Source organism: Fructilactobacillus sp. X3R2C1 (assembly GCF_059901235.1).
Genome location: NZ_JBWXVA010000004.1, coordinates 79292 through 92845 on the forward strand (window position 1 = coordinate 79292; position 13554 = coordinate 92845).

14 protein-coding genes are annotated in these 13554 nt (G+C 33.0%); 9 read left to right on the forward strand and 5 right to left on the reverse strand.

What is annotated here, in order from left to right; translation table 11 throughout:
* The first annotated feature begins 34 nt into the window (after positions 1–34).
* From AC6UDB_RS05180 to AC6UDB_RS05195, 4 genes are all read left to right on the forward strand, one after another.
* Positions 35–1153: a nucleotidyltransferase domain-containing protein gene (locus AC6UDB_RS05180; RefSeq protein ID WP_500706063.1), complete on the forward strand. Its 1119-nt coding sequence runs from the start codon at positions 35–37 to the stop codon at positions 1151–1153.
* Between the two features lie 3 nt (positions 1154–1156).
* Positions 1157–1588, forward strand: a complete 432-nt coding sequence (locus tag AC6UDB_RS05185) for a type II CBASS E2 protein (RefSeq protein WP_500706062.1) — start codon at positions 1157–1159, stop codon at positions 1586–1588.
* Between the two features lie 18 nt (positions 1589–1606).
* Complete coding sequence (locus tag AC6UDB_RS05190; RefSeq protein ID WP_500706061.1) at positions 1607–2425, forward strand: hypothetical protein; 819 nt, start codon at positions 1607–1609, stop codon at positions 2423–2425.
* Between the two features lie 416 nt (positions 2426–2841).
* Entirely contained in the window at positions 2842–3789 is a 948-nt protein-coding gene (locus tag AC6UDB_RS05195) for a ThiF family adenylyltransferase (RefSeq protein WP_500709332.1), read from the forward strand.
* Between the two features lie 24 nt (positions 3790–3813).
* Here the strand turns inward: AC6UDB_RS05195 and AC6UDB_RS05200 are convergent, their stop codons facing one another.
* Positions 3814–4401, reverse strand: a complete 588-nt coding sequence (locus AC6UDB_RS05200; protein ID WP_500706059.1) for a helix-turn-helix transcriptional regulator — start codon at positions 4399–4401, stop codon at positions 3814–3816.
* A 51-nt stretch (positions 4402–4452) separates the two neighbouring features.
* Here AC6UDB_RS05200 and AC6UDB_RS05205 point away from each other — a divergent pair, with 51 nt between their 5' ends.
* Positions 4453–4626, forward strand: coding sequence for a hypothetical protein (locus AC6UDB_RS05205; protein WP_500706058.1), 174 nt, complete (start codon positions 4453–4455; stop codon positions 4624–4626).
* Between the two features lie 47 nt (positions 4627–4673).
* Positions 4674–6251 carry an ATP-binding cassette domain-containing protein gene (locus AC6UDB_RS05210; protein ID WP_500709333.1) on the forward strand — a complete coding sequence of 526 codons (1578 nt, stop codon included), beginning with the start codon at positions 4674–4676 and terminating at the stop codon, positions 6249–6251.
* Positions 6252–6475: 224 nt separating this feature from the next.
* Here the strand turns inward: AC6UDB_RS05210 and AC6UDB_RS05215 are convergent, their stop codons facing one another.
* The 3 genes from AC6UDB_RS05215 to AC6UDB_RS05225 all read right to left on the reverse strand — a co-directional run bounded on the left by AC6UDB_RS05215 (position 6476) and on the right by AC6UDB_RS05225 (position 9952).
* Positions 6476–7396, reverse strand: a complete 921-nt coding sequence (locus tag AC6UDB_RS05215) for an L-lactate dehydrogenase (protein ID WP_500709334.1) — start codon at positions 7394–7396, stop codon at positions 6476–6478.
* 534 nt (positions 7397–7930) lie between these two features.
* Positions 7931–8839 carry a zinc-binding dehydrogenase gene (locus AC6UDB_RS05220; RefSeq protein ID WP_500709336.1) on the reverse strand — a complete coding sequence of 303 codons (909 nt, stop codon included), beginning with the start codon at positions 8837–8839 and terminating at the stop codon, positions 7931–7933.
* Positions 8840–9139: 300 nt separating this feature from the next.
* Positions 9140–9952: a helix-turn-helix transcriptional regulator gene (locus tag AC6UDB_RS05225; RefSeq protein ID WP_500709337.1), complete on the reverse strand. Its 813-nt coding sequence runs from the start codon at positions 9950–9952 to the stop codon at positions 9140–9142.
* A 159-nt stretch (positions 9953–10111) separates the two neighbouring features.
* On the opposite strand from AC6UDB_RS05225, the gene AC6UDB_RS05230 reads away from it, so the two are divergent.
* Complete coding sequence (locus tag AC6UDB_RS05230; protein WP_500709338.1) at positions 10112–10327, forward strand: DUF3923 family protein; 216 nt, start codon at positions 10112–10114, stop codon at positions 10325–10327.
* A 44-nt stretch (positions 10328–10371) separates the two neighbouring features.
* Here AC6UDB_RS05230 and AC6UDB_RS05235 read toward each other — a convergent pair whose 3' ends face one another.
* Positions 10372–11511 carry a trans-sulfuration enzyme family protein gene (locus tag AC6UDB_RS05235; protein WP_500709339.1) on the reverse strand — a complete coding sequence of 380 codons (1140 nt, stop codon included), beginning with the start codon at positions 11509–11511 and terminating at the stop codon, positions 10372–10374.
* 232 nt (positions 11512–11743) lie between these two features.
* Here AC6UDB_RS05235 and AC6UDB_RS05240 point away from each other — a divergent pair, with 232 nt between their 5' ends.
* The gene (locus AC6UDB_RS05240) at positions 11744–12394 is read left to right on the forward strand and encodes a TVP38/TMEM64 family protein (RefSeq protein WP_500701453.1); all 651 of its coding nucleotides are present in this window, start codon (positions 11744–11746) and stop codon (positions 12392–12394) included.
* Between the two features lie 166 nt (positions 12395–12560).
* Complete coding sequence (locus AC6UDB_RS05245; RefSeq protein ID WP_500709341.1) at positions 12561–13280, forward strand: nicotinamide mononucleotide transporter; 720 nt, start codon at positions 12561–12563, stop codon at positions 13278–13280.
* Positions 13281–13554: the final 274 nt, after the last annotated feature.

Below are 13554 nucleotides of genomic sequence, written 5' to 3' on the forward strand. Positions count from 1 at the left end.
TGAATTATTAATAATTAATAGGTGGGATATTAAAATGCCAAATTCTAGAGAACTTTCATTGTTTTATAATAACTTATCAGATACGATCCAATTATCGAAGACAGCCAAAGATAGTATTAAACAAAAATTTAATACATTAACCGAATATTTAAATGATTATTTTGGTAATTACAAAGTAGAAATGTTTCCACAGGGTTCATATAGCTTGGGTACCACTATAAAACCTTTAAATGCAGAAAATGATGATTTTGATGTTGATTTTGTGATTTTATTTAATGATATTGATAGTGACCCATCTAAAATTAAACTTTCAATTGGCAAAGCATTAAGAGCTAGTGATAGATATAATAGTAAGATTGATGAAAAAGGACGGGCATGGACAATTACTTATAATAAATCACATATTGATGTTGTTCCAGCCAGGAAAATATCTGCTAAAACTAAAATTGTATATATTACTGACAAGCAAAGTAATAATGAATATGAATTTTTGAAGAGTAATCCTAAGGGATTTCAGGATTGGTTTAAAGAGAAGGGGAAACAATCTAAAAATTTTTCATCGGGAGAGGACAGATTTACAGCAAGTATTGAAGAACTTCCTGATTATACATATAGGAATAATCTTCAAAAAGTTGTTCAAATATTAAAGTATCACAGGGATGTTTACTTTGAAGGTATGCCAGATAAAATAAAACCTATCTCAATGTTAATAACGACGATTGCTGCAGATTTGTATGACGGAAATGAAGATTTATTTTCCTCTATTAAAAATATTGTTATGCAAATTCCTATTTATCTGTATGATCACAAAGATAGTAATGGCAATTATCGTATCTGTAATCCGGTTGAAAGTGATGAAAATTTTACAGACAAATGGATTGAACATCCTGATCGTGAACAAGCATTTATTGACTGGACAAAAAAGTTATACGAAGATTTGATAAAGCAAAGTGAGTCTGAGACCAAAATAGAATTTGCTAGTAGACTTATTAAGTTAATTGGGGTGCCTGCTCAAGAAGCATTGAAACGAATGGGTGAGAATGATAAATTACAACAATCCAGAGGTAATATATCTTTTAGCAAAGAAAATGGTATAAAATTGGGCGATCCAAGGAATAAGAATGTTCCTAAAAATACTTTTTATGGGAATTAATAGATGATTAAAAATAAAAAAGAAACTTTAGCTAGCATGATAACTAAATTCAAAGATTTAAAAAAATTTACTAATGGAAAAGGATATATAAATTCAAATTATAAGAAAAAAGACTTTAAATTAATATTCAATATTAAACCTACTTTAAGTAGTAATTCATATAAAATTAGTTTTTTTTATAAAATTGGTGGTAAGTTTGAAGTCTGGGCATATGGAATTAAAGAATATCCATATAGTAATGAAAGGTGTCCACATATGTATCACTATAATACTGAAAAGCATGCTGCTAATTTATGCTTATATTATTATGATGACGAATACGATTGTAAATTATTGTTAACGAAAAATGTCCTTCCATGGATATATGAATGGTTATATTTTTATGAACTATTTGTTATTACAGGAGTTTGGTATGGTAACGGAATTGAACCATAATAGCGGAAAGAAAAATAAATGATGTCAAATGATTTTTGGAATTTTTTTTGGAATGAACTTTTACTTCCTATTATTTGTTATTTTATAGGCTTTATAATTTTAATATTATGTTTTTTTAATAGAACTTTGTGGCTAAAGATTATGACTGCTCTGCCTGTTATATTAGTTGATATAGTTAATTTTATTGCTATTTTTCCAAAGTGGTTTTCTGCCCCTGCGTTTTTTATAGTAGAAAATAGTGCAATTTGTTTATGTTTGAAAAAACACAATAAAGATAATGTGTTTCATAAAAATGGAATTGGATACTTGAATTTTCCATACTGGCTAATTACATTGATGGGATTTTTATGTGGATATAATATAATTAACACACAAAACATACCTATCTGGGTACAATTTAAGATATATAAATCATCATATTGGGGAGTAGATTTAAGAGATCTTGATAGATCTGAAGCCAAAATTCAAGTCAATTTTGTAGAGGGTGTGGGCAGGAAAATAGTTAATTTATGTCTTGTAGATACTTATTCTCTTGACGGAAAATTAGGTAAAAATATGAAAAAGTATGATACTTATACAGTTAAAATAAATAATCCTCATGAAGATATAAGTTCTAGAATGTATAATAAAAATTTTATTGAAAAGGTAAGTAAAGTAATTAAAAAAATATATAAAAGTGATTATGATGTAGTAAATATATTTTCAACGACTAATCCCAATCATACTAAAAAAATTGTTGAAGAAAATTTCAAAATTGATATTCGTGAAAGAAAGTTAAAGATCATAGTTTTTCAAGATAATAAAAATCATATTTATGATAAAGGTCATAAAATATAATAATTGTTCGTTAATAATAGAAAATTAGCGAACAATTATTTTTTATTATCTTTAGTTAGTAACTTGTCTTATAATGCTAGACCACCAATTAGTTATTTTATATGAGTTAATTAATATAAATGTAACGTTTTAGTAGACAATAATTATCTAGTGTTACATGATAGGAGCTTGGTTCATTAGTAATTACATAATATGATAAACGAGAATTATTTGACGAATTCTAATTCAAATAATTCTAGTAAATAATAACTTCTAAAGATGGGAGGTGTTTTAAATGCATATTCAAACTGTTAAGTCATCATCAGCAATTCGTGAAAACTGGTGTTTAATTGCACACTAGTATAAATGAGCCTAGGAAAGTTTTTCTAGGCTCATTTATTATTTTTATGTAATGAAAGGGTATTATTATGTTTTTTATGAAACAGATTGGCTGGTATTTAAATAATCATAATCGTTTATTTGTTTATTATGGCAATCCATATTTGCAAAAAGAAATTATAGCAGACGATAACGTTAAAATTTTTAAATTCATTGAATCATTTAATTGTCCGATGGACAAAGAAAGATTAAAAGATAAATGTACATTTTTATCTAATAAAGAGTTCGAAGATATATTTAATTATTTCGTAGATAATAAATGGATATACAAACTATCATGTAAAATATCAACTAATGATATTAGATTAAGTAGGTTTATTGATTCTTATCCTGGGGTTACTTTTGCAGATTATAAAAGAATTGTATCAAATGTATCGATACTAATTTTAGGGTTAGGTACAGGTGGTAGTTATCTTCTAGAAACTTTATCTAAACTAGGTTTTAATAACTTTATATTGGTGGATGGAGACAAGATAGAAGAAAAAAATATTGAAGCGCAAAACTATTCTTTAGATGATGTTGGAAAATATAAAGTTAATGTGATTGATGAAAAATACTGCAATAAAGTAAATATAAATACAATTAATAAAAAAATATTTTCATATAATCAATTGGCTAAACTAGTCGATTTGTCGAATATTGATTTTTTTATTAATTGTGCAGATGATTTTGAATTACAAATAAGTTTAATGAAGTCTTTGTTTTTAAATTATCCATCAATGAAAATGACATATGGTGGCTATTCATTCTTACTCCATACCGATGATTTGATAACAAAAAATAATTATAATGAACTCATTAATGATGCAATTAAAGATAGAAATTCAATTATTACTAAGAATTATATTAGTGAGAATTCGGGCTCCATATTAAATGGATTTTTAAGTGCATTTGCTATACCAAAGATGATAATAGATGATTTGTTAGAAATGCCAAAAACCAAATTTTTAGGTAATTTATTCTCAGATAATTATACAATGAACTAACTTCTAAATAATGTTATGAAAAAACTAATTAAAATATAACGCTACGATAAAGCTAATTGTCATTGTAAAGATATGGATGAAGACGCCGATTGTATCTGGAATTGCATATTTGGTTGATAGTCCAGGCTCGATGGAAATCATCCCGACTAAAAGAGTAATTGAAAAGAAGATGATTGAAACTAGAACAATTTTCATTAGATTATGTTTATTTTTAATGGTTGTTATCCAGTTATGATAAGTAACAATGTAACAACAAAGGTTGATTACTAAGAATGGAGTTACCCATTCAAAGTGAAGATGAAAGGGCCTAAACAAGTTCATTATGCTTAACAGCAAAAATAAGATGTTTGCGTAATAAAAAATAGTGGAAATATTAAAATGCTTTTTTGAAACTGCCTGATTATTAGTAGTTTTTACGTTATCTTTTAATAAATTATCGACTGATACATGATAAAGGTCACTAAGATCAACTAAAGTTTCGGCATCAGGATAATGACGTCCAGTTTCCCAGCTTGAAACGGTTTTTCTAGAAACATTTAATTTTTTGGCAACGTAATCTTGGGTTAAATTATTTTTCATGCGAGCATGTTTTAATTTTTTAGAGAGTTCCATTGTTAATCTCTTTTCTACTAATAATTAATAAATAATTGGAGGAATATTAATATGAAAATCAGTGAATTTAAAATCATTATTTTGTTTGTCATTTTTGCTTTAGTTTTATTGATATTATATACGTCATTATGTGATGTTAGTAGCTTTAATGTTTTTAAAACAAATCTAGCAATGATATTTAAATCATCAGGTTGGCTTAAGCATATTGGAATTAATTTTATTTAGAATAAATATTTTACACACCTTTTACATTAATAAGGAAGGTCGTCTTCATGTTACGTTACGAATCTAAAGCTAACTTAATATTGTTAAACATCACTGCCATGATTGGAAGCTTTGATAATATTATCATTGCTTACATAATTAGTTCTCTGATTTCATTTGCCACTAAAAGAAACTTAGATAGTGTTCCAAGATTTGCTATCAGCGCAACTGTGTTTGCCATTATTGTGTTTATTGCGACGATTTGTCGAAATTATTTTGAGTCCAAATCTAAGCAACAAATTAATGAAAATGTAAGATCCAGATTATTTAATATCATGCTTTACTCTCATGAGAATAGTGATAAATATCTTAGTTTTTTGACAAATGATTATAAATTGTTAGAAACTAATGGGATTAATTCCGAGCTGCAAATCATGAAATATAGTTATTCAATCATTTTTTCAGCTATATCGTCTTTACTCTTAAGTTGGGAAATCACTCTTTTATTTGTCATCGGGGCCTTGATGCCCATGATTATTTCTCATTTTACACAAAATGGTATCAAAAGAGCTTCTATGTCGTGGTCTTCAGCTAGTAAAAATTATTTAAATAACATAAAGAACTTAATCGATGGTAGAGATACTTTACAGATTTACAATGGTGAGCAGAATGCAACAAAAAAGAATCAAGGTGATACTCATACACTTGAAAAATCACTTTTTAGTCTTAATTTCACCACCAATAATGCCAACACGATCGTTGAATTTGCTGGGATGATATTTAGTCTAGTTATTCCGTTTGTTTTTGGAATTGCATTAGTTATTAGCGGTCATCTTCAATTAGCAACTTTCTTTGCTATAGTTCAGTTATCGAACACGATTACAGCGCCAAGTATGGATATCATTCAGCTAAGAAATCAGATTATTTCGACTAAAGACATTAAATCAAAAGTCGAAAGTATGATGAAACCAGTTGAAGTTGACAGTCTAAACGGTGAAAAACGTTTTTATGAACTGGCGATGAACAACGTTACTTTATCGATTGATAATAAGTTGATTTTAAGGAATCTCACGTTTAACGTTCAAAATGGTGAAAAGGTAGCTATTATTGGTGAATCTGGTTCGGGGAAGTCTTCTTTATTTAAATTAATTTTAAATGATCAATTTCAATCTCATGGAGAATATTCTATTAATAATTGTTTGATCAATCTTCTTAACATACGTAAATTTCAAGATTTGTTTGGGTATATTAGCCAGGATACTTATATTTTTGACGATAGTTTCCTGTACAACATTACCTTTGGAAAAAAATCAAAAACTAATATAAATGAAGTTATTTCTAAAGCTGGTCTGACTAATGTGGTAAAAAAGTATGGAATGAATTTTAAACTTGGTAGTAATGGAATTAATCTATCGGGTGGTGAAAAGCAAAGGATCGGAATCGCAAGAGCTTTATACACAGATCGTCCTGTGATTCTGGCGGACGAAATTAGTTCGGCATTAGATCAAAAGACAGCCGCTGAGGTACATGATATCTTATTGAAGTCGGATAAAACCCTGATAGAAATTATTCACCATTATAGTCAGAAGGATTTAGCTAGATACGATAAAGTAATTGATTTGAACGATTATAGTGCCACGATTTAGTGAGTTTATTTAAATTGACACCCAACCATTTATTCCATATAATAAAAACGAGAAGAAATCTCTAACTTTTTTCTCATCGCAAGTTGGATGCGATTATCATAGGTGAGTTAGTCCACTATGATTGGCTTTTTTATTATTACGTCTGCTGTGGCGATTTTAATTGCTGACAGTATTAAAACACACCATAACTGCTAGAAGACTAGTGGTTATGGTGTGTTTGTGTTTTAACTGTATTTTTCAACGTTCTTTTTGATAAAGTTGGCGGAAGCCTGGAGTTTATCTTTCTCTTCATCGGTTAAATCAAGTGGGACATCTTCGATTACGCCGTCTCTTCCAACTACAACTGGATAGGAGAAGTATACGCCATAGTCGGAACGGTAGTTTGAGACTGGTAAAACGGTGCGGGCATCAGAGAGAACGGTATTTGCGAGTCGCACTGCGGCACTGGCAACTCCGTAACTGGTGTAACCCTTACCTTGCATTACTCTAAAACCGCCGTGGCGCGCTTCCTGGTCTAAAGTGTCGAGGTCAAGATGACGACTTTTGGCTAATTTTTCGATTGGTTGGTCAAGAGCTCGAACGGTCGACCATGCAGTAAACTGAGAATTACCGTGTTCACCAAGGTTGTAACCAGTGACCGAGCGTGAATCAATCCCTAGTTTTTCACCAACGGCACGTTTCATTCTGGCGGAATCTAGGAGTGTTCCCGTTCCAATGACGTGCTTTTTTGGTAAACCAGTAATTTGTTGGTACAACTGGGTAATCACGTCCACTGGGTTGGTAATGGCAATTAGAACGCCATTAAAACCGGAGTCACGAATCTTGGGTGCGACCTCTTTGACTTGTTCGATGTTGTAGGATAATTCGGCAAAACGATTGTCGCTGTCGTTATTTGATAGTTTAATCTTACCAAGGGCCGAGATAACAACGTCGGCGTCCTTTAAGGCGTCGTAATCATTCACAATGATATTGGTGTGAAAAGGTAGATTAGGCATCCCCTCCCGAAAATCAATTGCGTCAGCGTTGACCTTGGCGTCGTTTTTATCAATCATTACTAAGTCATCGGCGAACCCACTTACGACGATGTAGTTTGCCACCGTTGATCCAACGTGACCGTCACCAATGATTCCAATTTTTCTAGTCATAATATGCCTCCCATTGATTATTTGGTTTCAGTTTAACAGATTGAGGTTGATTGGGAGTAAAAAAAGTTGGATTGACATTTATGCGTTTATCACATACAATAATAGTGTAATAAAAAAGGAAAAGATACTGCGCATCTCTTCCAAACGCGTATTTCAGGTGCGTTAATTTGGGTAAGCTAATCAGTGATGATTAGCTTTTTTATTATCGCATATGCTTTGGCAAGGTAGAAAATGGCTTTTGAAATTGTCATTACTATCTGTGACGTGGCATATGCTAATAATATCCAAATAACGCACACCTCCCGATCTGTTCATCATGCTCCTCCTTATTCAGGATGTTTTGGGAAGCGATGTAACACATCTGTACGCTGAGGCATTTGAGCCTGTATATCAATTTTACAGGATAAAACAGTTCAAAACACTTAACTCCTTAAGTAATATTGTGTGGTTTAATCGTTGATATAATGAAGGAAAAACTTTTTAAATTTTTTGGAATAAAAGTTACCGTTAAACTAAGTATGAAATTTTCTGGCGTTAATTTATCTTTACTAAAATTCTTCCTTGTTTTCCATGATCACTTAAATGTTTTTGGGCTTCTTTGACATGATTAAAATCATAGATTGAGTCAATATAGGATTTTAAAGAACCATCATTTAGCATTTGGATAATTTTGTTGAATTTTTGAGGAGCAATTGGTTTATTTTTAAACAGATAATTAATCTCTTTCCGAATGGGAATAAAGTTAGGTAATGCTGACGAAAAAATGGTTCCGTTCTTACATAATTTGACCTCTAAACTGTGCAATATTTGTACATTTCCAGTTGTGTCTAAAACATAGTTGAACTGGTTGTTAGACAACTCATTTTTATCGGTCACAATATTATTTTTAAAATTACTAGATAAGAACTTTTGATCGATTTTAGAGGAAAAAATTACTGTATCGATTCCTAACAAATTTAACATTTGAATTAGGTAAGTTCCGACACCACCGGATGCTCCTATTAAAAGGACTTTATCATTGTGATTGATTTTTGATTCTTGGATCATCATTAGAGCAGTATCTGCACCGCCAAAAATGGTAGCACCTTGTTTCAAAGAGACTCCGTTAGGTAATTGAAATGTATAAAATGGTATTTTTGGTGAAACATATTCGGCATAGCTTCCAGTGGTTGAAACTCCAATCACATTTTGGTTGATATTTTTGCTGTTTTTTAATAATCCCGAATTTTGGATGGTACCGGAAAAACTATATCCAATAACATTAGGAAGTACCTTTGAGTTTAAACTTCCTAGTAATCCATTTTCACTATAAATATCCCATGGTAAAACTGGTACGTACTCCACTTTGACTAAACTGGATAATGGTAATGTTCTTGGTTGTGATATTTCTTTAGCTATCAGTCCGTCAATCCCATCATAGTTGGTTTGAACAATTGCTTTCATATTAATTTCTCCCTTATTTTTTATGAGTTAATTTTAAATAAGTAGATAGAAAAACGATAATTAGTATTCTAATTATCGTTTTTTAGTAAGCTCAATTACTCTTATATTTAGTTAAAGGAGGGATGCTTATGTTGTGGCAATTGATTGTACTTTTCTTTATCAGTCTGTTAATTAGTGAAGTTTTTTCTGTATCTTTACTTACTACAGCATTGGTAGTTTACGCAATATTCTTTGTATTATTTTTTATTAAATTGATTATCTTACTTTGGCTAAGAAAAAGGTTATGAAACCGTCTAAAGTTTATAGTTTTCTGTTAATTTTTTGGTTGAATACATCTGATAAAACATTGGCATTTTTTCTAGATTTATTTTCATTATCTTTATCACGCAATTTTTCGTAGCATTTTGATAGTAAGAAGTATAAATCAGACAACATATAGTTAGAATTGCTTTTTGTGATCCAAATAATTCCATCTGAAATAGTATTAATTGCATCGTTATATTTTTGGTGGTCGTATAGAGCTAAAGCGTATTGATAAAAAACAACGTTCAAATTTTCACTATAATCTTTGAAGTCACCATTTTTAATTTTATTGATTAAAGAGTTGAATTGCTTGTTATTAAGTTTTGATGATTTGGAATTAATAAAATCAATGGCACTAAGTAGAAGAATTTCAATCGACGATAAATTTCGCTTAGCTTTTGGATTATAGGTGTATTGCAATGCCATTTTAAGAATTTTGGCAGATTCCTTTGGATCCTGCTTTAGTTGAAATACCGCACAACCATAATAATAGTAATATTTCTGAAAATCTTTGTCGTAGTGAAGTTGATTGATGACATCTGAATGGTCCAGCAGGTCGATCAATTTACGATATTCATGTTGATTACATAAATTTTCGATTTTTTTCGTAATGTCTTTGAATGAGCCGATTTCAAAGTAGTCGGCTAGTAGCACACTATCAATGGAAATGTCTAATTTGTGGCAGATTTGTGATAGAAGAATGGCATTGGGGATATAATTTCCCATTTCGATACTACTAATCATAGACTGTGAACAGATTCCGTTTGCTAGTTCAGATTGAGATAAGTCGTGTCTTTTTCTCTCTATCATGATGTTGCGTCCCATTATTTTTGATGCGTGATTAACATTGTTCATGATAGGTGCTCCTTCAATGGAATTGGCTCATTTAGACAATTATAGACGACCTTACGAATAATGTGTATAATCATGTGAAAATAATATTATTAGAATTATTGGAAGACTTTACATATGAAATTATGGGCTGGAGTATCCATTTTTGAAGCATTAATGTTTGTTGTATTTACAACACTAATTTTTGTTAGAAAAGTTGATGCGACGGGTGTAGTTCAAAACACTAAACTAAAATGGATTACTTTTGGGATCTTGTTAGTTCCATATGTAATTCTACTTATTTGTCAGTTAATTTGGTACCTTATGATTAAAAAATATTATTCGTCAAAATAAAAGAACTAGCATATTCGTATCTAAATATGCTAGTTCTTTGTTTCCTAAATTTTATCAAACGCCTTTTTCAAATCGTCTAGTAAATCTTCCTTATCCTCAATCCCAACTGACAAACGAATCAGACCGTCAGCAATTCCGTCCTTTAAACGTTCTGCTCTTGGAACGGAACCATGGGTCATGACCGCCGGAACCTCAATCAAGCTTTCCACGCCACCAAGGCTTTCAGCCAGGGTGATAATTTTCAAACTTTCGACAAACGTCTTCGCTGAAAGTCCTTGTTGCAGTTCAAACGAAATCATGGGGCCAAAGTTACGCATCTGTTTCTTTGCCACTTCGTAGTTCGGATTGTCAGGGTCACCAGGATAGTAAACTTTCGCTACTTTGGGTTCATTTTTGAGAAAATCAAGAATCGCATTGGTGTTGTCTTGGTGAACCCGCATGCGAGCACCAAGCGTCTTAATACCACGTTGAACCAGCCAACTGTCATCGGGACCAAGGGTACTACCGATGGAATTTTGCAGAAAGGCCAACTGTTCGGCAATCTGGTCGTCGTTAGTAACGGCAACGCCCGCCACGACGTCACTGTGTCCGCCGAGATACTTCGTGGCGGAGTGAACCACCACGTCAGCGCCCAAATCCAATGGGTTCTGATTATAAGGGGTCGCAAAGGTGTTATCAACGATGGTTTTGGCACCGTGTTTTTTCGCCATTTCGGATAATTTGTGAATGTCGGCTACCGTCAGCAGTGGGTTCGTAGGAGTCTCAAAGTAAATGGCCTTGGTGTTGGGCTGAAAAGCAGCCTTGACGGCGTCTACATCTTGCATGTCAACGGCCGTGAATTCTAGTCCAAAACGTTTCATCACTTGATTAATTAGACGAATCGTCCCGCCGTATAGGTCTTGGCCGACAATGATGTGGTCACCCTTGGAATACATCGAAAAGATGGTATTGATGGCAGCGGTCCCCGAACTAAAGGCAAAACCAGCGGTTCCGTTTTCAAGTTCTGCCATTTGGGTTTCAAAGGCGTAACGGGTCGGATTGCCCGTCCGTGAGTATTCCCAGCGTGGATTGCCGCCCAGCTTAGTTTGTTTGAAAGTTGAGGCGCGATAGACCGGGACGGAAACGGCTCCCGTTTCCTTGTCACCAGTGATCCCTCCGTGAATTAATTTTGTATCAATGTGCAAAGTAAAAACCTCCTTGAATGTGACTATTAGGATTGATTATAGACTAGTGGTGAAAGTTAGAAAAGAAATGGTATTATCGAATTTAATTTTGTAAAATCGGTTTTATCGTTTCGTGACATGTGTTAGAATCTCCCTATTCAATTAATGTTAGGGGAAGTTTATCATCATAAAAAAATTAGAAAACAAGAAAATCGTATACTGTCTTTTAGCGATTATCGTTGTTATTGGATTAGTGATTCTGTTTAAAGATTATTTTCCACAGATTCGGATGTTTTTTGATCCGAGTCAGAGGGGCGTGGCCGTCAAAGAAATTCATGAGCATGGGGTCATTGATGCGGCTCTGTTTTTAATTGTTTTAACGTTTGCGACGCTGTTACCGTTTGTTCCTTATCAAGTAATCTGTGTGCTAGCCGGTATTTGTTTCGGGAACGTTTTGGGCTTTTTTATTAATTTAATTGGGTTAACCCTTGGTGGACTATGCAGTGTTAAGTTGATCAAGTCCGTCCGTAATATCGCAAGTAATTATCGAGATAAAGAATTGAGTTTTAGTAACGTTAAGCATCCCTTTATCATTCTGTGTATTGGTTATGCCATCCCGTTCTTCCCCGTTTATTTAATTAGTTACGCGGCTTCACGGTTCAAAATATCACGCAAACTACTGGTCCTAGCGGTCGTGATTGGGTCAATTCCACAGTCAATTATTTATATCGTCGGTGGGATGTACATCATTAACGGTAGTTTAAAGCGAATTGTCGGCGTCCTAGTTGGTGCCATCCTGTTTATTATTGTTTTACACATGGTCATTAATCATTTTACGAATAAAGATAGTTCTAAGACTAAGCATCAAGAAACAGCGAAAGATAGTCAAAGCAAATCGAACTAGATTAATTAGGCAATCCATCCGGGTTGTCTTTTTTTACGTTCAAAATTTGGCTTCTGGTAATGATAATGGTGTTATAATCAAGCCGTTCAATTGTTTGTAACAAAAAACTAAATAACGAGGGTTGCTTCCGATACGCCTCGCTAAAAACAATGAGGAGATGTTCATAATGTTACATGCATTAGCAAAAAGTCGATGGTTTGACCTAGTTGGAGTCGCAATCGTGGTGATTGCGTCGATTGCGAGTGGTTATCTGACGGAGAATCTGGCAGACGTCACGCACTGGGGATCATGGGCGGTCTTTGTTCCGTTTGGAATTATTTCGATCGTAAACGCCGTCCTCTCCATTTATTCAACGCGTCTGACCGGTAGAATGAATAACCTCGGCAATGTGATTGGTATCATTAACGTAGTGTTGTCCGGCTTTATTGACTATGTCTTAGGTAATAAAGCGGCGGTTGTGACCTATCCGGTGACGTTTATCATCTACACCTTTGCGATTAACAAGTGGATGAAGACCGCCAAGTACAAGGCGACCAAACCGTATACGGGAATCGAGAAGTGGGTCGTCATGACCAGCATTTTACTTTTGAGTCTGGTATTTTCGTTTGGAGCCAATCTGGTTGGTTGGCCTAATGGTTACACGCATTTGTTATTCTGGATTGTTGTGATTGCGTTTGATTTGTCGCTGACTGCGAACATTTTAAACGCCATGAAACTGACCGTTCAGTGGAAATACTGGTTCGTCTATAATCTGATCCAGTTATTAAAGGCCATCGTGCAGGGCAACTTCGCAAACGTTGGCAAATACATCTATTACATTATCAACTCGATTTGTGCGCTTGATTTCTGGGAGAAGCCAATCTTGAATCCAGCAAAAATTAAATAATTAAGTAAGGGGGAATCCATTTATTTGGGTTCTCTTTTTTATACATAATTAAAGTTTATTCCATCACAATATTGGGGGATTTTTTTGGCTTTTGACTCTACTAGAAACACAAGGGTTTGGAAGAATAATTTCTTAGATAATTATGATTTTGATGTGTTATAACTTGAATTTTTTTAGAAGACGAGTATAACAATCTGTAAGCGGTTACAGATCAAACCAATCATTTCGAAAATTCCAATCCTGTTTTATAGAAAAGAGTTTAAAAAATCAATTG

Coding starts and splice junctions, on each gene's coding strand:
- AC6UDB_RS05180 (WP_500706063.1), top strand. CDS start 35: ATGCCAAATTCTAGAGAACTTTCATTGTTTTATAATAACTTATCAGAT.
- AC6UDB_RS05220 (WP_500709336.1), bottom strand. CDS start 8,839: ATGAAAGCAATTGTTCAAACCAACTATGATGGGATTGACGGACTGATA.
- AC6UDB_RS05200 (WP_500706059.1), bottom strand. CDS start 4,401: ATGGAACTCTCTAAAAAATTAAAACATGCTCGCATGAAAAATAATTTA.
- AC6UDB_RS05245 (WP_500709341.1), top strand. CDS start 12,561: ATGTTACATGCATTAGCAAAAAGTCGATGGTTTGACCTAGTTGGAGTC.
- AC6UDB_RS05195 (WP_500709332.1), top strand. CDS start 2,842: ATGAAACAGATTGGCTGGTATTTAAATAATCATAATCGTTTATTTGTT.
- AC6UDB_RS05190 (WP_500706061.1), top strand. CDS start 1,607: ATGATGTCAAATGATTTTTGGAATTTTTTTTGGAATGAACTTTTACTT.
- AC6UDB_RS05225 (WP_500709337.1), bottom strand. CDS start 9,952: ATGATAGAGAGAAAAAGACACGACTTATCTCAATCTGAACTAGCAAAC.
- AC6UDB_RS05210 (WP_500709333.1), top strand. CDS start 4,674: ATGTTACGTTACGAATCTAAAGCTAACTTAATATTGTTAAACATCACT.
- AC6UDB_RS05185 (WP_500706062.1), top strand. CDS start 1,157: ATGATTAAAAATAAAAAAGAAACTTTAGCTAGCATGATAACTAAATTC.
- AC6UDB_RS05215 (WP_500709334.1), bottom strand. CDS start 7,396: ATGACTAGAAAAATTGGAATCATTGGTGACGGTCACGTTGGATCAACG.
- AC6UDB_RS05205 (WP_500706058.1), top strand. CDS start 4,453: ATGAAAATCAGTGAATTTAAAATCATTATTTTGTTTGTCATTTTTGCT.
- AC6UDB_RS05230 (WP_500709338.1), top strand. CDS start 10,112: ATGAAATTATGGGCTGGAGTATCCATTTTTGAAGCATTAATGTTTGTT.